Genomic DNA, 21330 nt, shown 5'->3' on the forward strand with positions numbered 1-21330 from the left:
CTCGTCTCCTCCATTTCGCCGTGTAAACGGCTGAAATGGGGGAGATGCGCCTATTCCAAAGCCATTAGAGGTGCAGAGGGGGCACGGAACTGCGGGAAGGTGCCTGACGTTAGGAAGGCGGATAGGGCTAAAGGGCAAATTGCTTTTCTTATCGTTGCCCTGAAATACCAATGTCAGTTTGCTAGGGTCCTCTGTTTTGAAACCCCATCCTTGCTTCGCCCAAGTACAAAATCGGGACCGGGATGGGGTTCCTATCCAAATTGCCGCGGAGCGGATATATATTCTAAAAAACACCTCCACAGTTTCGCAGAAACTGTGGAACGTCCTCCTTTTTCTTCAACACTGTCTGTAATTGCCTCACCCGCACCCCCGATTTCACGCAAAAAAGCAGGTCTCCAGAAGTTTCGTACTTCCGGAGACCTGCTTTTTACTTTCTTTCACATTTACAGTCGTCTTGTCAACGTCGCATTCACTGCCACGCCCCGCTGCTTGCCTGCCCAGCCCATCAGGCGCACATCGCCGCCCCAGGGGTTAGCTTTGGTAGGCTCAGCCTTCCAGCCCAGTTCCAGCAGAGCGCTGGAACCCTTGCTGTCCGGAGATGCCGTAGCAAAGGTGCTGTACGTGGCCCGGGCTGTGCTGTCGAACTCGTAATCCCAGGCCAACCCTGCGTAGTAGGACTGGTTCTGCCAGTAGTTGTGGGTCCACCGTGCCCCCAGCCGGGTCCGGTAGGAATCCACCGCATCCAGGTTGTAGGCACCTATGCCCTGACTGCTGTGGAGCTTAACCTGATCGCTGCCCAAATGGGTGTAGTAGAACCGGCCGTACACATCTACGCTGTTTCTGTCATCGGTCTTGTAGATCCGCCCTGCGCCCAGGGTTGCTGCTGCGTACCGGGCATCGGTATCATACGTTGCATAGTGCCCTGCGATTACACCCCGGAAGTCACCGTCCATGGTGCCCACCCGCAGGTTGCCCTGGTAGTACACCCCGTTATCCAGGTCACGCCGCAGGAGCAGCCCTACGCCGCCGTAGTGCTGGTCGCCGTCGCCCCGGGCACCGTTGTCCAGGTGCGCCGCATAGCTGCTCTTGCCGTATTCCGCAAAAGGAATGATGGTATCCGTAGAATTGGCGTTCCTCACCTGCCGTACCAGCCCCAGGTTCCCTGCATACCCATTGGTATCCACGTAAGAACCGGTGTCGATGGTCAGGTGGTTGGCCCCCAGGACTGCGTAGGGCGTAAAGCTGCCCTTTTCTTCGTCCTGGATTTTGCCCGCTGCCCCAAAGGCCGAAACCGCCGCCGTATAGGCGCTGTCCATAGCCACATCGGAGCCGTTGCCGATGGTGCGCACCGCAGCTACCCGCTGTTCAGGGATCAATTTGGTGTCCGGGTTCAGGCTCGGCACGCTATCGGCAGGAATCCCAACCACAACCTTGTTGTTATCCTCTGCCCAGATGCTTACCTTGTTTTGTACGAAACCAGCGTCCGTGACCACATCTTTGCCCGGGACCATGCTCAGGGTTGTCCCTGCAGCAGGTACCCCCTGGGCATTCGTAATCAGATTGATTACTTGCCCCTTGCCGAGCTTGGCAGCGTCATCTACCCCGGCCTGGACCACAGCACCGCTTACATCCGCCGTGCCCGTTACCAGCAGCATGGTATCTCCAGCCACTGCATTTCCCGGTACGTTGAAGTTCAGCGTCTGGAAGCTGCCCACGTTGGCCACGCTGTTGCCCACGGTGTATACATTCAGGGTATTGCCCTTGCTCTCTACAGAACTGACACCGCCGTACAGACCTACGTCACTGCCCACCAGAGTTCCATACAGGTTCACGATATTATTGTTGGCTGCCCCGGACTGGGATTCACCGCCGATGATATTTCCCGTGACGGTGCCGCCATAGTAGTTGACGGTGTTGCCCGAAGCGTCGCCGCTCTTAAAGGTAGTGGTTTCGTAGGGCAGATTGACGATTTCTGCATCACTCGCTGCAAGTACTTCCACGGCATTTTCTGCTTCAGCGTCAAGCGTTTCTTCACTCGTAGACGTGGGCACAGGAATTTCCACATCCTTGGCGTAGCCGCCCCAGACAGAGCCCACCGTACCGCCGCTAATGGTGACAGTATTTTGGCTGGCTGTAAGATTGGCATTTTCCGGCAGAAGCTGCGCAAGAGTTGCGGTTGATAAACCAAAAGTTGCTCCTTCGGAAAAGATCAAGTCTGTACCCAACTGCTGCAGCGCAGAGGCATTGGCGTTGAGGCCCGCTGTGCCGCCATAGACCGTTGTAGCTTCGCTGTCAGAGAGGAGAACGCTGTTGTTGTCAGCCTGGCCCTGATACAGCACAGAACCGCCAATGACAGCGCCTGCTTTTGAGCCCTGCTGGAGGGTTACTTTATTTTCCACGGCTGAGCCTAGGGCAGTTATACCGCCAGCGATGCTGTGACCAGCAGTGGTTCCGGACAGGCTGACCTGGTTTTGGTTTGCCGTAGCAGTGCTGGACGGGTGCACCAGGTTTTGTAATGAAGTGGTGCCGGAGGATGCATCAACGTTCACTATGGACAGGGCGTAGCCGCCTAGGACGCTGCTCTCAACCTTGCTGTCGCGCAGCACCACCTGATTCCCGTTAGCCTCAGCCCGGGTATTCACCGTGATTTTTTCAGGAAGCGTTCCTCCTGCTGTTTCATATGCAGTCAGAGTCGCAGCGCTAGGCACATACATTGCATGCTGGCTCTGGGCATAGCCGCCCAGGACCAGCCCGGCAGTGCTGCCTTCCAGATATACCTGGTTGTCATTGGCCGTCGCGGTTTCTGTATACCCTATAGTTTGCGGTGAGCTGCTAAGTGAAGAACCTATTGCAGAGGTTATGAGATTGATGTTGGCGTAGCCGCCATAGACAGAGCCGCCGCGCCGTATGTAATCAATGGTACTGGTACTGCTGCCGTCTAAAGAAATATTGATTCCCGTCTGCGGAACGCTCACGCTGGCGGCTGCAGATTGGAGCAGTGTCACGTGATTGCGGCTGGCGTCCAGGGTAATCGTAGTGTCACTGCTGCCTTTTGCTTCATTTGCCGCATCGTTTGCTTGGTCCACTGCTTCCTCGCCATCCACAGAGTCTAACTGCACATCCAGCAGGGAGGAGCTATCCGTTGCTGCAATTTCATCAATTTTCTGACTAGTTTCATCTTTCGTCGCTGCTTTCACTACGTAGGGGCTGTTCGTAGGCGATATACTTGAATCGAGAGTCCCTGATGTATCCCAATTAGCAAAGCCGCCATAGACATTGCCGCCGTAGACAATGGCAGAAACACTGCTGTCCACATCTACACCCTGGGCGGACAGGTCTTCACTGGAAAAGCTTTTACCGGCAACGGTACTATTCTTCAGCCATACGCTATTGTCGCTGACGCTTCCTGTCCGGGAGGTTGTCCGTGCGACGGTGGAATCCACCGCAGACGGAGAAAAGGGCCCACTGCTGGCCAAGGACGTGTTCAAAAGCTCTGTATTGCCGGTGGTCTGGTCTGCGGACAACGCATTCATTTCCACCTCGTATTCCGGATAAACCCTCACATCAGAAATGGCATTACCCATAAAACCGCCGTACACCTGGCCGCCTGGGAGCGTTGTCTGATCCAGGGATACCTGGTTGGCTTTCACGTCCACGTTTAGAACCACATCGCTGCTCCCCGTTATATGTATAGTAGGAGTCGTCTGCTCTTGAACCTCTGCCATACTTATAGTGCTGTTATCAGTCACTATATAAGAATTTCCCGTATTGAAATGTACACTGCCGCCGTAGACATCGCCAGCTACGCTCAAATACGTATAAAAAACATTATTTACCGCACTGAGGGTGCTGCCTACGGTGCTCTGGCTCAGCTGCACTATATTTTGGCTGGCGCTCAGGCCTACCTTCTTAGACAAAGCTTCAGCATAGTAGGTATCTGTGGCAGTCAGCATAGACGCATTGAGGCTATACGCTGCATTTGTAATGCTGCTGGGAGTAGAAGAACTATAGGCTGTGGCGTCGACCAAGCCACCATAGATGCTGCCTGCGGCTGCAGCCCCTTGTTCCAGCAGGACCTGGTTTCGGTCCGCACTGCCTGTCACAGTGGCATTTTCTTCAACCTTCGAAAATTGACTAACAGGTATAAGGCTGGGCATTTCTGTTGTGGTTAGATAGGTTTCTACTTTGCCGCCATACACGTTGCCGCCGTGGGTAATGGTTTCACTGCTGGAGCTTGTCAACTTACTTGTATCTATAGAAACATTCTTGACAGCTCCGGCGCGCAGCTGCACCGTATTGTCATCGGCGTGCTGATTTATATTACTTGTTTCTGTGAGCTTCGGCATAGCCGTAGTGTCCGTAGCTGCAGCCAAGCTCCCTGCAAACAGCGCATTGTCACCCAAGACGGCCATCTGCAGCACTGTGCTGTTCGAGCCAATCACATCCGGTGCGCCAATCAGGCCGCCGTACACATCCCCTTCCACGTTGGAACGAACCAGCGTGACCGCATTGTGCGATGCCGCCTGGTCCTCCTGAGATGTCATTACTTCATCGGGTACCGCAGTGCTTGCCTCAGCAAGCAAAGACGCTTCCGGTAAATTATTGGTTCCATTGGTGGCCAAAACGCTCATATAGCTCGTAGACGGATAGGGGGAATAGATTGATGTGGAAGAAATTCCCGAAGTATCGATGACACTGCCGCCAATGACATCACCGGCTGCAATCAAAACGCTTCGACTGCTAAGACCATAGGGGTAGGAGATTTCCATCACTGCCGGGGCTGCCTTTACGTTGGTATCGGTAAGCTGCACCGTATTGCCATTGGCCTCACTAGCCGTTTTTGTAGTGAACTTCAGCTGTGCCTCTGCCGCAGCCGTATTTTCTTCACTAACCATGGAGGTCACCAGGAAATCTGTGTCCTGTGCTGCAATTAGGGAATTGGCCGATGCCGCCGTTTGCTCTTCTTCTTCAGCAGCAAGCTTTACTGTTGCTGAAGGTCCCACCGTACCACCATAGATACTGCCGGTGATAGCCGCCTTTTCGGCCCCTACCTGGTTGCTGTCTGCCTGCTGCGTCTGGTTCCTATTAGAGCCTCCTATCAATCCTATTCCCACTGTGCTGTTCGCTGCAGCACCGCCATAGACATTGCCCGTTACGGTCACAGAAGGCTCTAACTGCACGATATTCGTATTGGCCTGCTGGGTTATAGCTACCGCACTGGTGGTCGGGAAACTACCGTACGGTAAGACTTCCTCCAGTATAGAGGACATGGGCAATGCTGCTAGGCCAGTACTATTCACCACGCCGCCGCCTATATTGCCGCTTATACTGGAAACTCCGCCTATGCTGACCGTATTATTGTTTGTGCTTTGCGTGAGGTGGGCTGTCAGGTCAACCTCTGCCTCATCTGCATCCGCTTCCTCCTCTTCCTCTGCAGCCTGTTCGGTCACCAATGACGTTGGAAGGCTAGTATCCATCACTACTATATTACTCTGACTGTAATTACCGGAATCGATAATAACATTCGGGTCTTCGTCCAGGAGGCCGCCATAGACGTCAGCTGTATTTGCCGAAGTTACGCTTACCGTATTGTAATCTGCACTGACGGCCCCGTTAACAGCCACCCCTGTCAGCGTGTCTGAATCATCTTTTGTCAACGCTACAGCATTACCCGTGAGTAAGGGGGTGCCCACAGCAAGACCGCCGGCCACAAGACCCGATGTTTCTGCCACAGAAAGGGTAACGCTGTTAGCGTTGGCACTGCCTTCCTCAGTCATGCCGCCGACGACGCTTCCAGAGACCCACAAATTAGGGCTAGTTTCGTCCCCTAGTGTAATCACCTGGCCGGCCAGGGATACCTTGTTTGCATTGGCATCACCATAGGTGGTATAGCCACCTGTCACAGCAAGATACCGCCCGAGCACAATCGCCCCGCCCTCAGTCTGCGGCGTATGGGTCAGGGTAACCTGATTGCGGCTGGCACTTAGCGGCGCTGATACTGTGCCGTCCACCTCTACATAGCCGCCGAATACAGCAGTTCCTTGTCCCAACTTGTCCGGATCATAGGTATCGTCCAGGCCAGTCGTCTGTTTGATGGTGACGGTATTGCTGTTGGCTCCGGCTGCTGTATCTAGCGTATTCGCAGCCGTATTGGCTGCCAAAGCGGTATTAGCCAAAGCAGCCACCTGATCGGTCGTTGGAATTCCGGACGTACTGGACGACTCGGAATCATCTATCGTAAGGGAGACATAGCCGCCGTAAATTGATGGGGAATCATCGAGTATTATTTGGGCTGCTCTGAGATTTTCCACACTTACCGTATTATTATTGGCACTCACGTCAAGCTGCGGCAAGGCCGTAGTGGTGCCGGTGCTTTCCGCAGAGGAACTTTCGCCCGTAAGAGAACCCACCTCCAGGGTCATATAGTCCTCGGACAAGCTGTTGCTTTGAACCAGATTGCCCGCCAACAAGTCCGCCACATTGACCGTCGTTGTTTCAATGTTATCATCAGTTGGCAGTGCTGCCTCGCTTCCTTCTGTTCCATACGTAACAGCGCCGCCGTAGACAGTGACAACGTCGGCATTTGTTAGGGATACGTGATTGTTATAGGCATTGCCGGAGTTGGTTTTACCGCCATAGACAGTGACAACGTCGGCATTTGTCAAGGTTACGTGGTTGTCATGGGCGTTGCCGGAATCCGTCTGGCCGCCTGCAACAAAAGTATCATCATTATATCCAGCGAAAATGTTGTTGTAGCCATAATCACCATTATCGTTTTCCGGAATATACACCCCAGTAAGTTTGACTGTGTTGCCGCTGGCCTCGCCTGCAGCTGTATAACCGCCCACTACGGAGCCCATGAATACATCATCCTTACGGTCATTTCTAGTAATAGTCACCGTATTGCCATTGGCAGAAAGAGGCGTGTCCTGCGTGCTGCCAGTTACGTAGCCGCCATAGATAGAGCTATGCTCATAAGTTACTTTAATATCTTGATTATAAGTTTGATATTCACCCTCATTCAACATAGCCGTATTGGTAATGGTAACGGTATTGTTGTTGGCCCCCGTTGCAGCAGTGCCAGAGCCAGTAGAATTCAAGTAACCGCCGGCCGTAAACGAGCCCAGCGGATTCTCCGAGGTCAGGCCGGAAATGGTCAAGGCGTTGTAGCTGGTCTGGTTGGTATAGGTAGTGCCATACAGCGGATCCGGAATCTTGTCCGTTGACGACAGTGTTTCTACGGTTGTTGCCTGTGTTGCATCTGCCGGATCAATTTTACCCACCGTAATCCCAGCCGCCGTCTCCGCAAATGCCGGAGCCGTATAAAACCCCATGCCCAAAATACTGGACAAAATAATACTGGTTAAAATCCTTTGCCTTTTCATAATATCCCCCTATATAATCCCAAAAATACCCCTACAAGAAACTTCAGCAACTACTTTCTTGTTGATTGTAAATCTACAATAGAATAAATCAGATAATTTTCCAACTAAAAATTGCGCTTAGTTTGAAGCTGTGTAAAGTCCTATACCCAAAAACTGTTGGCTAAACTGCTTTCTCTTTTCCTGCTATTCCCCCTTATAACCGCCAAAACAACCCTGCAAGAAACTTTAGCAATCACTCGTTTGTTGATTGCGAACCTACACTAGAATAAATCAGATAATTTCACGACTGAAAATTGTACTTAGTCCAGAGCCGCATAAAGCCCCATACCCAAAATACTTCTGACAAAACTGCTTCTTCTTTTCCTGTTATTCCCCCTTATAACCCCAAAAACAACCCTGTAAGAAATTGCAGCAAATCACTTGTTTGTTACTTGATGACAAACAATAAAATAAATCAGACAACTTTTTCAGTAAAAAATTGTACTTATTTTATTAACTATAAAGATTATATAATACAATTATAAAATTGTCCATAATTGTTATATGCTCAACGAAATATTAAACCTTGTAATGATGGTTTTTATTAAAAACGAAACATTATTTTCTTTGTATAAATCTTACGTTTTCCACACTGCCCTGCACTAACATATAATTAGAAGAAATCCCCTGCGATCCACAAAAAATCGCTATTGCAGCAGCCCTCAGCCCGTTAAATTTCCCCTTCCCCAGCCTTCACTCCTGCCCCACCCCGGTCCTTGGATTCTCGGATTGGCCGTCCCTCCCCTTCCTGATAGGCGGGGAGGGCATGGGGTAGTGCTGACCGGTACTGTAGGTGTTCTAATATTTAATGTAGTGGTACCGTAATAGTAACGATTAACAATTGACCATTAGTGGTTATAGAACGCTTCCTGCATCTGCGGCCCCCGGCCGCCTGCCTTCTCCGCACACTCGTCTTCTCCGTTTCAGCTGTGGAACAGCTGAAATGGGGAAGATGCGCCTAGCATTAGAATGCAAAGGCGCAGATGGGGCTTGTTCAAGGGAAGGTGGGGCGCGCAGCGCCTCGGATGGGCCCGCTCCACCCACACCCCGCAGACCGCACTAACCCTTAAAGGCTCCTCACTTTATGCGGCCGCATCCAAACATCCTCACAGTTTCCCAAAGGATGTTTGGTCAATAAGGCCCATGCGATAGCCGTCCAAGAAGCAAGTCCGTCAGGACGTAGCTGATTGGAACACGGCGAACCGCTGGGGGAGCTGTCACCGCAGGCTGACTAAGGGAGTCGTATCCATTTCTCAAGGCCTTGGCCGTAGAGAAATGGAATATACGACCCCTGTGATAGCGGCCCAGAAGGCAAGCCCGTAGGGCGCCGCCGCCTGGCTAGCCGCGAACCACTGCGAGGATTCCCCGCACCAGCACCAGGAAGTCCGCAGACCGCACCACCCTCAAATTTGCATATACTCCCTCCCCATCACCTCCGCCGCCCAATCCAGTTCCTCCCTGCTATGGGCGGCGGTAACGGTCAGCCGAATCCGGCTGCTGCCCGGGGCCACGGTGGGCGGCCGAATGGCCGACAGCAGCAGCCCCGCTTCCTGGCACGCCTTGGCGAATGCCAGGGTTCGTCCTTCGTCCCCCAGCACCACCGGCAAGATTGGCGTCTCCCCTGGCAGCACCGGCAGCCCCGCTGCTGCCAGCTTTTCCCGCATATACCGGGCATTTTCCTGCAAGCGCCCCACGTACCGCTTGGGCGCCGCCTGGAGCAGCTCCAGCGCCTTTAGTGCTGCAGCCCCGGTGGCCGGCCCCAACGCCGTAGAGAAAATGAAGGGCCGGGACAAATTCCGCAGGGCGTCGCAGATTTCCCGGGACGCCGCAGCATACCCGCCCTCTGCCCCCAGGGCTTTGGACAGCGTCCCTACCTGGATATCCGCCCCGGGGCAGCCCCAGTATTCCGCCAGCCCCCGGCCTGTCTTCCCAATCACCCCCACCCCGTGGGCGTCGTCGGTAATCAGGCAGGCCCCGTACTTGTCCCGCAGCCTTAGCAGCCCAGACAGGTCCGCCACGTCCCCGTCCATGGAGAACACGCTGTCCGTTACCACAAACCGCTGGCCTGGGCACTCCGTTTTCTGGAGCAGCCGCTCCAGCGCCTCCAGGTCCCCGTGGGGATACACCACCACCCGGGCCCGGACAATCCGGCACCCGTCAATAATGCTGGCGTGGTTCAGGGCATCGGAGAAAATCACATCTTCCCTGCCGCACAGCCCGTACAGCACCCCCAGATTGGTCATGTAGCCCGTACCAAAAATCACTGCGTCCTCCGTGTGCTTGAAACTGGCCAGCGCCCCCTCCAGCTCCGACAGCTCAAAGGGTGCCCCCGAGGTCAGCCGGGCACCCCCGGACCCCGTGCCCCAGGCCAGCGCTTCCCGAGCCGCCCGCTGCACCAAAGGCTCGTGAGTCATTCCCAGGTAGTCGTTGGAATGAAACACCAGATACTCCCTGCCCTGCCGGTCCAGCCCCCGGGTGGCCGTTACCAGGCGCAGGTCCCGCACCTGCCGGAACTGCTCCCGCTGCCGAATTTCCTCCAGTACCGTTCCAAGCTCCCTAAGCCTCATGCTGCCACCTCACCAGTACCGTCTGATTCTGCATATACTCCTCGTAGGCCGCCACATCCGTGCCGGTCGCCACAAAGAAAATCCGTCCCCCCACCGGGTCCCCCAGGTCCTTCAGCACCGTGATCCGCACGTACCCCCGCTGCCGGGAACCCACATACCCCGTTACATACTGGGGATCGTCCGACCAGCACAGTTCCGCCACCGTCCCCGGCCCGTAGGCCACCTTGGACGCCAGCACCAGCGCCTCCCGGGGATGGTCGCCGCCCAGCCCCTGCTGGTGCATATGCCGGTCGTACAGCGCCGTGTCCGTCGCATCCATATTGCTGCACCGTACGCCCCGTTCCTGCCGCTGGTCCAGCCGCACCCCCGATTGAGCGTCCACCACCATGGCCCCCCGCATACTGTCCGTGAGCCCCTCCAGCAGCTTGAGCCCCGCCTGCACCGCCTGAGCGCTGACCCCGGCCCGCCGCAGCTCCTCCCCAGCCGCCAGCCGGCCCTCCGCCTTGGTCCGGGTCGTAATCTGGTGTACCGGGAGCACCGGGCAGTACTGGATGCTCTCCTCCGGCACCTCCTCTACCTTTACCTGCATAAAGCTGGCCGCTCCCCGCTGGTGGGTCCGGGCCCGCAACAGCATGGCCGCCACACTTTCCTCCACCTTGCCCTCCGGGACAATCCGTTCCGCCCCGGAAATATGCCGTCCCCCTACACCATGGACTCCCCCCTGGCTGGAATGCATCTTCACGCTGTACAGCACACCAATTCCTCCTTCGTTAACCATATAAATATAATCGGTAAACCTTTAAAACAAAAAAGAAGCCGAAGTCCACCTTCGGTCGCTTCCCTTACTCTACGCAAAAAAGCCCTGCTTGTCAAATAGACAAACAGGGCATGTTGACGCATATTTTTAGTTACCAAACCTTCTTACAGATTGTCAATCTGCTTTTCCATCAGGTCCCAAACCGCCTGGTCCAAAATCTCGTCGTCCAAAGACTGGTACCGGGGCCCATCCGGCAGCGGTGCCACCTCGTCGGTTTCCTCATTATATAAGAATGGCTCGTACTCATACACCGAATCGTTCCGGAAAAAATTGTCCTGAATCGCTCGGGTATCGATGAACGCCGGATGCCCCGGCTCCTGCGGAATCAGCACCATCAGACTGGTGTCCCGCACATTCCCAATGCACCGCACATCATGATTGAACGCCTTGCGGATGGTGCCCCCCGCCAGGTCCGTCACATACGTATTGTTCTTCCGGCTGATGAACAAATGAGAATCCTGGTTGGCCCAGCCCGCAATCTGGCTGTCCAACGGCAGCAGCTGCAGCACCGTATTGCTGGGATACGAAACCAGCTCGCTTTTCCGGTTCACGTACAAAATACTGTTGTTCTTGTACGCCAGCAGATTCCCCTGCATCCGGTCATAGCTATAGTCTTCCACCATCAGATGACTCTTGGTCACCGCCTTGTCCACCAGGAAAATCCGGCTCCCCAGCGCCACCCAGAACCCCTGTTCCGTAGCCTGGAGCCCCGTAGCCCGCTGGTTACCTTCTTTTTCCAGAGCCGCTACCGGCAGCCCGTGGACCCCGTTGGGCGTAATCTGCACCAGCAGGTACGTATTGTCCTTATTTTCCTTGCCCAGCAGAAGCAGGCCGGTCTCATCCACCAGCATATTCTCCAAAGACATATTATATTTATGCAAAACCTTTTCGATGGCCACCGTCCTGGACTGATCCAGTTGACTGGCTCTGCGAAAAATCAGATCTGATGCGGTACTGGCCGCCGTCACGCCCTGATATACGCCTTTTGGCGGATAAACGGCGTTGCGGATTGGGTGGTAGGCAAAAAGCAGCCCCACAATTACCAGACAGCCCACAGCTGCAGTTTTATAGTACATACCTAGGACCCCATTCCTAAAAGGTATGGAAACAACCCGTTTCCTTTATAATTATAAATTATAGCATAGAAACATGAAAAAATGATGAAAGAATTATCGGAATTCTATATTTATACGTTTATTTTTTGATAAAGCTATCCGAAAAAGCGGGAGCCCCCTGCGCAAAAGGAGAACCCCCGCCAAACGTCAAGCCTTTTTTCTGCATATACTTTGCAGTTTACAGTTCGTCTGCCATTCTGGCAGCCCGTTCGCAGCCATCCGTATCATCAATTTCCCCGATACGATAGACCCCCGGCACCAGCACCTCAGCCACCTTGTGCCATTTCAACAGGTCAGCAGACTTGGCCAGAGGAATCCGGATCCCAGCAAACACATCCATGCTGTTTTCCTCGCAGGCAGCAATCAGCCCATAGCCCTTGCCGGCCACATCCTTGCCCGCCACGCAGAAAGAATAGAACTTGTCCAGCACACACTTGATCTGGGCCGGAATGGAATACCAGTACACCGGCATCACAAAAATAATATCATCCGCTTCCAGAATCTTTGGAGCCAGCGTATTGAAATCATCATCAAAGGCACAAGCCTTCCCATTCTGGTAGCATTGCTCGCAGGCATGACAGCCGCCCAAATTAGCCTTGGCCGCATCGAAACGATAGACCTCATGCCCCTTGGCCTCCGCCTCCTTGATGAAAGCCTCCGCCATCGCCATGGTGTTCCCCTTCTTTCGAGGACTCCCCGTGATTACCACAATTTTTTTGCCCATAACCAATACCTCCTCCACAGGTGCTTCAAACACCTACAATTGTTGTCTGATAACTATATTATAACAACATATAGAGGAAATAGCACGGAAAAATCAAAAATTGTACAGTTACCGCTTCCCAGCAAACCAGTTTTCCATGGCCCGCTTGTGCTCCTGCGGAATTTTCGTAGCCACCTGCTGGTGCAGCCAGGCCAGCGTCTTGCTGTTAAGATACTGCCGCAGCTGGTTCTCCCCCTCCTGCATCACCGTATTGATAAGACAAGGACATTTCGTGTACGCATCTGGCAAATGCTCCTGGTCCAGCAGCAGCTCCCGCTGCCGGATCTCCTGACATTGGAACAGCGGCTCGGCCCCTTCAATGGCCTCCACCACCCCCCAGAACGTAATCTCCTCCGGCTTGGCCAGCAGCCTGTAGCCGCCCTTTACCCCCGGCGCCGCCTGGATCAGCCCCGCCTTCCGCAGCCGCGTAAACACCTTGGACAAATACGTCTCCGAGACCCCCTGGTACAGCGCCAGATCCTTGATACCCACCGCCTGCCCCGCCGGCAAATCCACCATATATAACAAACAATGGAGCGCATACTCCACACCCACAGAATATTTCATGTTGCTTCTCCTCATTCCCTGGAATTTTCTCTATCTTAACCCAGATACCCCTCCCCCGTCAATTCTATTATGGATAATATTTATCTTTTATTATTTTTCCTTGACAGCGAGCAGTAAATTGATTATTATAATTGCAGATAGAACGTATCCACGATTAACAATTAACCCTAAAGGAGCCTACAAATGATCAACGAAAAATTCCGCGAAGTACTGAAACACGAAGGCGTCGTCACCATCCTGTCCTGGGGCGCTACCCCCGAACCCCATTTGGTCAACACCTGGAATTCCTACTTGGAAATCACCCAAGACGGCAAAATCCTCGTCCCCGCCTTCGGCTTCCGCCAAACCGAGAAAAACGTCAACGCCAACCCCAAAGTCAAACTCGCCGCAGGCACCAAAGAAGTCCTCGGCTATAAAGACTACCAAGGCACCGGCTTCATTGTGGAAGGCACCGCCCGCTTTTTGAGCGAAGGCCCCGAATTCGACCTGATGAAAAAGAAACTCACCTTCCCTAATAGAGTCATGGAAATCACCATCGAAACCTGCACCCAAAAGATTTAAAAGAAGCAAAAAAGCATAGGATTAGAGCTGCAGCCCCGCTTTGTAAGGGCGTCAGCTCTTTTTTGCGCATCGTGTATGGCGTTGGTGCGGTCAACAGGGATTGGAGGATGTAAAACAGAGAACGTACAACAGCTTGAAGCCTGGAATTTAGGTGGCTTCAAGCTGTTGAGGAATCAAGATGGAATATATGGCGGCCCTTGGCCGCAGAATGAGACCTTCCCCACCCCGGCCCTTGGATTGGCCGTCCCTCCCCTTCCTGAATGGCGGGGAGGGCATGGGTAGTACTGGCCTGTGCTGTAGGTGTTTTTAATAGTGAATGTAGTAGTAAAGCTATCGTAACGATTAACAATTGACCAGCAGCGATATAGAACGCTTCCTGAGTGGTTCGCCGTGCTCCGTTCTCCTTCACCCTACGGGTTCGGCTCACGGACGGCTATCACATAGGTCGCATATTCCAAATGTCATCGGGAAACTGCATTGACATTTGGATGCGACCGTAAAGCGTTGCGTTCGCGTCCAAACAGCGCTACAAGTATTCCAAAAGCTGTTTGGTATACGCGAGCCATGTGATAGCTGCCCAGGAATTGAGCCTGAAAGGCGAAAATGACTGGCTAGCAGCGAACCGCTCAGGAAGTGTCGCCGTGAGGCGACGATAGAAGTTTATCCGATTATTCGCGGCCTCCCGGCCGCCTGCCTTCCACTTACCTGTTCGCTATGCGAACAGGAGAAGAGGAAGGTGCCGGCAAACTTGCCGGCGGATGGAGTTCAAAAGTAGGATGCCTGCACTACACCCCGCCGACCTCACGACCAAAAATCAGAGTTTTCTACAGCAAAAATTTGCCTTTTGGCAAATTTTCTGTAGTTGGACTACCTAACGGTCCGCACTAGCCCCAAAAGGGGACAGACTTTCCCTGAAGGGGAAATGCCGCACCGCGGCAATGGGGAAAAACTTCCTTCGTCAGCCCCCTTTCCACCACCCTACGGGCGGTTCCCCTTCCCCATAAATGTGGAAGGTAATGGCTGACACCTACCACAACGCATTGCGGTCGCATTAGCCAAGAGTCCACAGTTTATCAAAGGACTCTTGGCTAATGCGAACCACTGTGGTAGGCTTCCAGGCCACTACCAGTCAAGTAAAATCTAAAATATAGTGTCAATATGAAGATGACCAGTGGTGTCCTAAGAAAGCCTCTTTCAAGCGTGAAAGAGGTGTCAGCCAAAAGCTGACGGAGAAAGTTTAATTGCCGCTTTTTTGCGGCGCCAGCGCCGCATATGCCTTCCACTTACCTGTTCGCTATGCGAACAGGAGAAGGGGAAGGAACGCCCCGCCCCAGTCATAAAGCGGGGCAAGGATTGGGTTCAAAACCAACCTGCCCAGCGGGCGCCCATAGCTCTCGCCTCTATGCGGCCGCATCCAAACAGCCCTCAAATTCTGCAAGTGGCTGTTTGGTTAATAAGGCCCATGCGATAGCCGTCCGTGAGCCGAACCCGCAGGGTGAAGGGGAACGGAACACGGCGAACCGCTGGGAGAGCTGTCGCCGAAGGCTGACTGAGGGAGTCGTATCCATTTCTCAAGGCCCTGGCCGTAGAGAAATGGAATATACGACCCCTGTGATAGCGGCCCAGAAGGCAAGCCCGCAGGGCGACGCCGCCTGGCTAGCCGCGAACCACTGAGTGGATACCCGGCACCAGCACCAGGAAGTCCGCCGACCGCACCAACCCTTAAAGGCTCCTCACTTTAGGGGGGAGCTGGCAGCCACGCTAGTGGCTGACTGAGCGAGGATACCCGGCAAACAATGCCTGCAAAGTATGCTAACCGTACTAACTATTAGTTCTCACCTCTACCTATCTATGTCCAAAATCTACCCCACTACACCTCACCCCGTCAACACAAACTTCTTTTTACATTTTCTCCACACTTCATAATTGTTATCGATATTAACATCTTACAACCCGCATTCTACCTACCTTCTGCGTTATATTTTTTACATCCGTTTTACTATTTTCCCCACTGGATATTACATTTTTATATTTGTTTGCAAAATCAGCAAATTTAATATTGAATATCTAAAGTGGTCGTACTATAATATTCGTGTTAAACTAATGCTTATATGTACGTTATGAAGCAATACCATAGCTGTACCAGCTGCTCCTACTCCTTGTTACGGGACAAAGAGAAACCGCTGACCAAAGACAGTACTTTCCAGTTTCTGGGGATGGTCAAACACCAAATGCAGCTGGAAAGACGCTGCTTTTTTAAAGCTTCAGTTAGGAGCTTCTAACGTATCAAGCAAATCGCACCAAGTAAAAACGGGAAGGAGTTTTACAATGAAACAAAGTGGGAGAAAATTAACCAAGCAAATCTTGGCCAGCGTTTTGGCCGCAAGCACACTGGGTGTAATGGGGATGGCAGGCACTGTGCAGGCCGCGGATGCTCCAGATCCTATTAAACTGGATAATACCACAGAAACCGTGCCCACCTGGCTGGATCCTAACGTATTCTCTGCGGTTCTGGCAGACCTCAGACCTGCTTTTTTGCTTACCTCTGTAACGAACAACAAAATTACGTCCACCTATAAAACCGGCGATGCTGCCGGCGGCAGTATTTATTTTCAGGGCGGCATGGTTACTCCTGTTGCCCAGCTGGAATTAACCACCACGGATGGCGTCCAAATTACCGGCAACTCCTTGTCCGGAACCAGAACCATCGAAGGCGGCGCCTTAGCCTTAAAAGGCGTTAACGCCACCTTCACCAATGCAGTGATTCAAAATAATAACGTGACTTCTACCTCGACCACCGGTGCGGCTATGGGCGGGGCTATTGATGCTGTTTATAAAGGAAATACCTTGCACGCTTATATGCAGCTGGAAGACGGAACCTGGGGCTATAAAGATATACCTGTTTCCCTTTCCACCCAAGTTACCTTTGACGTAACCAAAGATTTGGCTTACACCGGCAACACCGTAACCACCAGCGGCAGCGCCTCTACTTTATATGACTTTGAATCTACCGGCACCGGTACTCCTTTCGGTTCTACCGGCGGCGGCTTCATGGTATTGGAACCCGGCAGTGATGCCACGTTCAATATTGCTGCCGGAGCCACGCTGACCCTTGGCACATCGACTGTAACCGGCGACACAGATGCCATCAGCAGCCTGATCAGCTATAGCTCCTCCGAAGCCATGTACAACCCCTATATTACCAAAACCGGCGAAGGTACCCTGACCATCAACAGCACCCTGGACAAATACTATGGTGACTTCAATATCAATGCAGGTACGGTAAACCTGAACAAAAACCTGAATCTGGCAAACACCTACACCGTTAGCGGCGGCACCCTCAACCTGAAGGATGTCACCATTGACAAACTGTACGATAAGCTTGCAGCAACTGGCCTGACGGGCTATACAGCTGATGCTGAAAACGAAACCCTGCAGGGAACGGTTATTGGCACAACAGAGCTTGGAACCGCTCATAAGGTAGCCAATACCGCCGGCTCCCTGGTTACCAAAGCTGACACCACCGTCAATGCCGGAGCTGTTACCGTGACAGACGGCGGCTCCATCGATGCTGCAGGCAGACTGAACCTGGCTTCTTTGTCCGTAGATAACGGCAAGGTCACCGCTTCCGACGCCACCATCAGCAGCGGCACCTTATCTGCCGCTGATAACGCCACTGTTTCCATCGGCGGCAGCGATTTATCCTTAAACAAAATTACTGTGGATAGCACCAGTAACGTCACCCTGACCGGCGGTACCTTGAACGCCACCACACTGACCGATGCCATCACTGGCGGCGGCAAGATTACCCTTGACGGTACTGCCGTGCTGTCTACCACGGCAGATCAGGTTTTCACCAATACGGCTACCACAGAAACTACCGACTCTGACACCAGCGCACTTACCAGCACCGCTTCTAACCTGGTAAACTTTACAGCTGGCAAAATCGCCCTGAATGATACCAAGTACACCCTGACCTACCTGCAGGATGTAAAGGATGTAATGACCGCAAACAAATCCAATACGGGCATCATTATGAAAGGCACCCTCGTGGATGAATCAGGTGATACTGTTTCCAGCCTTTCCGTTGATACCATCAGCAATTTGGGCAGCGGCGTGGAACTGGATACCGTTTCCGCTACCACAGATAAAGATTTGAACATCAGTTCCACCGGCGTCAGCGGCCTTAGTGCAGCTTCTTTGGAGATGACCGGCGATGCCAATACCGTTACCGTATCGGACCAAACGTTAACCCTGGGCGGTGCCGAAACAACGGACGTCATTACTACGAAAAACGGTACGGCTTCCGTGAGCCTGACCAACGATTCTACCCTGAACATCGGCAACGACAGCGTCGCCGCAGATCATGCCCTGACGGTTGACGCCAACCTGGCAGCTACGGACAGCGCCATCAACACCAACGGCGTAACCACGGTAAATGGCACTGTGGCCCTGGCGGATTCGTCCCTGGATGCCAAAACCGGCACCCTGACCTTAAGCCAGGACCTGACTACCAGCGGCACGTCTAAGGTTGCCGGTGACGTTACTATTGATGGCTCCATTACCAACAGCGGCGACACAGCCTCCTCTCTCCAGGTCGGTAATAGCGCAGAAAAAAGCACCTTAACCACCAATAACATCGACCTGAATGGCGGCACCCTGGATGTTGCCTCCGGCAGCTCCCTTACCTTGGGAACCAAAGACAACACAGCGAACGCCTTGACCGTCGACGCTACTGTCAAAGCAGCTGACAGCACCATTACCACGAATAAGGCGACCACCGTTACAGGCGATGTTAGCCTGACCAACTCTACCCTTGCGGCCACCGCAGGCACCCTGAGCGTCGAAAAGAACCTGACTGCCAGCGGTACCAATAGCGTCACTGGGGACGTGGCCGTTGCCGGTGACATCAATTCCGCCGGCACAGGAAACCTGAACTTGGGCGATGACACCACCGCAGCCACCGTTACCGCTTCCAACGTGGATCTCAACGGCGGCACCCTAACGATGGCTAAGGACAGCTCCCTGACAACCACAGGAACCAATTCCACTATTGATGCCGCCATTACCGCAGACAATGCCACGGTAACCACCAACGGCAACGCCACGATTACCGGCAATGTCAGCCTGGCAGATTCTTCTCTTAATACCAATAACGGCACCGTTACCCTGGCCCAGGACCTGACCACCACTGGTTCCTCTGCTATTTCCGGTAATGTCAATATTAATGGCTCCCTGACAGTAGGCGGGGACTACAACACAAATTCCGTGCTCGCTGTGAATGGCGACACCACTGTTGACGGTGACTTAAGTCTTGCCGGGACTATCAGATATAAAAGAACCGCCACACTGAATGTAGCAGATTCCCTGACTGTCTCTGGCGACGTATCTATTGACCGTACCACAACGATTACAGGTGCCGTTGACGTAGGAGGCGATATTCAGGGGAAAAGCTTCAAAGCGGTCCTAAACGTAGGCGATTCTGATTCCGCGGGTGAAATCAGCGCCAACAGCATTGATATGCACCAAGGTACGCTCTTCCTGGATCCTGTCTGGGTAAATGGTGACGAAATGGCAGACGGCACAGAGGTTGCCACCAATTCCATCTCCAGAGCCCGGGTCATTGTAGGCAGCAACTCCACCTTCACCCTGGGTTCCGAAGACAAAACTCTGGCGGAAAATGCCTTTAAAGACAGCGGCCTCACCTGGGGGACAGATGGCGTACTTTCTGCAGTATATGCAGCAGCCAGCACCAGCTTGGCAAATTACTCCTCAGTAGACTATAGTACTAGACAATATACTTTGAGCAACACCCTTTATGTAGACAGCAATGCAGAATCCACCGTAATACCAAAAAATTATGGCTCCCTGACCATGGGTGACAATACCCTCCTCATGGTCAAAGGCAGTGCCGTTTCTGGCAGTCAGGCTGCGGCCTTTACCGATGTGGTATCCACTGACATTTCTCAATCTGCCAAACTCTACATCGACGGAGCTGTTAAAAATACCACCTATAATATTTTAAGTGCCAGTAAGGAAACCACCTTTACAAATCTTGGGTTGACAGTAGCTGCTGGCAATGTAAAGGAAGGCAATGCTTGGTACGTAGACGCCGGTGAAGACGCTTCCTCCAACATTCTGGTCCATAACCAACTGCTCAAAGTTGTGGGTGCAGAAGGGAACAGTGAAACCCAGTTCTCCGTCACCACAGAACTCCGGGACGCCAGCGAAGTATACGGCAATACCAACAACATCAACCTGGTGAATGCCGCCCTTGTCAGCACCACCCCTGCCGCCGATTTCTTTATGACTGCCTCCGACGATACCATCAACTCCACCAAAGCAGATCAAATGAACGCTATGCAAAGCGCCACCTCCCTCACCGAACTGGCCGGCGTTCAGCATGGCCTGTACACAGCCGGTAACCTGTTTACCGGTGCTGTAGCCAACCACCTGGCTGATGTCAAAGACACCACCCTGGATAAGGACCTGTGGGCCCACTACATCCACGATAAGGAAAACATCCGCGGCCTGGCTGTAGACGGCCTGTCCGGTGCAGACTATGACGCCCAGTACAACGGCGTAGTAGTAGGTTCCGACCTGTACCACAACAACGGCGTAGTCGCAGGTGCAGCCCTGACCTACATGGACGGATCCTTCTCCGGAAGCTCCGATACTGCCTCCACCAAGAATGATGCCGACTACTACGGCCTGAGCCTGTACGGCAGAGTACGCAGAGGCCAGACCTCCTACCTGGGCGACATCTCCTGGCTGCATGGCAAGAACGACCTGAGCCAATACAACAGCGGCAGCGAAATCACAGGGGACGTTTCTTCCAACGCCTACACCGCCGGCGTACGGGCTGAACACGACTTCGCAGCCGGTGACGGCACCCTGACCCCGTATGCAGGTGTACGTTATGCCCACCTGGACTACGGCAACTACACCGACAGCCTGGGCATCCACCACGACAGCGACAACGCCAACCTGTGGCTGATCCCCGTAGGCCTGCGTTATACCCAAGACTTCAGCATGGACGGCTGGAACGTGAAACCCATTGCCGAAGCAGGCTACCTGTGGACCCTGGGCGACCGCAACAGCGATGAACGCCTGAACATCAACGGTTCCGCCAGCACCTTCGGCTACGACGTATCCGACTCCGGCAGCTTCTACGGCCGCCTGGGCATTGAAGCAGAACACGGCCCCATGACCTATGGCTTGGGCTACCAGTACCAGAAAGGCAGCGACGTACGCAGCAACGTATGGAGCCTGGCCCTGCGGTACAAGTTCTAATAGACTTTCCCCTTCCCTTCGGGGAAAGTGCACTTCCCATATATGAAAACCCAAAAAGAGCAATCACAGCCCCATCTGTGATTGCTCTTTTTGGGTTTAGATTGCGGTGGGAAAATATAAAGGCGCCAGCGCCGCAGAAGGAGCACTCCCACAGCTAAATTGGTAAAATGGAAACTGTTTAGTGTGAAATCAGTGGAATCGAGTCGCGATAAATTGCAGCAAT

Annotated in this window: 8 protein-coding genes; 2 read left to right on the forward strand and 6 right to left on the reverse strand. The window is 53.3% G+C overall.

The window, feature by feature from the left end:
• Nucleotides 1-443: 443 nt before the first annotated feature.
• From LKE88_RS02730 to LKE88_RS02755, 6 genes are all read right to left on the reverse strand, one after another.
• A complete protein-coding gene (locus tag LKE88_RS02730; RefSeq protein ID WP_276802684.1) occupies nucleotides 444-7385 on the reverse strand; it encodes a hypothetical protein in 6942 nt (2313 codons plus the stop codon).
• Nucleotides 7386-8827: 1442 nt separating this feature from the next.
• Entirely contained in the window at nucleotides 8828-9991 is a 1164-nt protein-coding gene (locus tag LKE88_RS02735; RefSeq protein ID WP_118287168.1) for an aminotransferase class I/II-fold pyridoxal phosphate-dependent enzyme, read from the reverse strand.
• Nucleotides 9981-10745 carry a 6-carboxyhexanoate--CoA ligase gene (locus LKE88_RS02740; RefSeq protein ID WP_118287167.1) on the reverse strand — a complete coding sequence of 255 codons (765 nt, stop codon included), beginning with the start codon at nucleotides 10743-10745 and terminating at the stop codon, nucleotides 9981-9983. The genes LKE88_RS02735 and LKE88_RS02740 overlap by 11 nt, the downstream gene beginning before the upstream one ends.
• Before the next feature lie 167 nt (nucleotides 10746-10912).
• Nucleotides 10913-11884, reverse strand: a complete 972-nt coding sequence (locus LKE88_RS02745) for a hypothetical protein (RefSeq protein WP_118287166.1) — start codon at nucleotides 11882-11884, stop codon at nucleotides 10913-10915.
• Nucleotides 11885-12101: 217 nt separating this feature from the next.
• Complete coding sequence (locus tag LKE88_RS02750) at nucleotides 12102-12647, reverse strand: flavodoxin family protein (RefSeq protein ID WP_118287165.1); 546 nt, start codon at nucleotides 12645-12647, stop codon at nucleotides 12102-12104.
• Between the two features lie 108 nt (nucleotides 12648-12755).
• Entirely contained in the window at nucleotides 12756-13253 is a 498-nt protein-coding gene (locus LKE88_RS02755; protein WP_118287164.1) for an RrF2 family transcriptional regulator, read from the reverse strand.
• Between the two features lie 183 nt (nucleotides 13254-13436).
• On the opposite strand from LKE88_RS02755, the gene LKE88_RS02760 reads away from it, so the two are divergent.
• Together LKE88_RS02760 and LKE88_RS02765 are read left to right on the forward strand one after the other, a co-directional pair.
• The gene (locus tag LKE88_RS02760) at nucleotides 13437-13814 is read left to right on the forward strand and encodes a pyridoxamine 5'-phosphate oxidase family protein (protein ID WP_118287163.1); all 378 of its coding nucleotides are present in this window, start codon (nucleotides 13437-13439) and stop codon (nucleotides 13812-13814) included.
• A 2328-nt stretch (nucleotides 13815-16142) separates the two neighbouring features.
• The gene (locus tag LKE88_RS02765) at nucleotides 16143-21107 is read left to right on the forward strand and encodes an autotransporter domain-containing protein (RefSeq protein WP_276802688.1); all 4965 of its coding nucleotides are present in this window, start codon (nucleotides 16143-16145) and stop codon (nucleotides 21105-21107) included.
• Nucleotides 21108-21330 lie beyond the last annotated feature (223 nt).

It is taken from the genome of Acidaminococcus hominis, from assembly GCF_022484025.1.
Classification (GTDB): domain Bacteria; phylum Bacillota; class Negativicutes; order Acidaminococcales; family Acidaminococcaceae; genus Acidaminococcus; species Acidaminococcus hominis.

Bases quoted from the DNA above. Each gene is read 5' to 3' on its own strand.
- LKE88_RS02745 (WP_118287166.1), bottom strand. From the start codon at position 11,884: ATGTACTATAAAACTGCAGCTGTGGGCTGTCTGGTAATTGTGGGGCTG.
- LKE88_RS02750 (WP_118287165.1), bottom strand. From the start codon at position 12,647: ATGGGCAAAAAAATTGTGGTAATCACGGGGAGTCCTCGAAAGAAGGGG.
- LKE88_RS02765 (WP_276802688.1), top strand. From the start codon at position 16,143: ATGAAACAAAGTGGGAGAAAATTAACCAAGCAAATCTTGGCCAGCGTT.
- LKE88_RS02760 (WP_118287163.1), top strand. From the start codon at position 13,437: ATGATCAACGAAAAATTCCGCGAAGTACTGAAACACGAAGGCGTCGTC.
- LKE88_RS02735 (WP_118287168.1), bottom strand. From the start codon at position 9,991: ATGAGGCTTAGGGAGCTTGGAACGGTACTGGAGGAAATTCGGCAGCGG.
- LKE88_RS02755 (WP_118287164.1), bottom strand. From the start codon at position 13,253: ATGAAATATTCTGTGGGTGTGGAGTATGCGCTCCATTGTTTGTTATAT.
- LKE88_RS02730 (WP_276802684.1), bottom strand. From the start codon at position 7,385: ATGAAAAGGCAAAGGATTTTAACCAGTATTATTTTGTCCAGTATTTTG.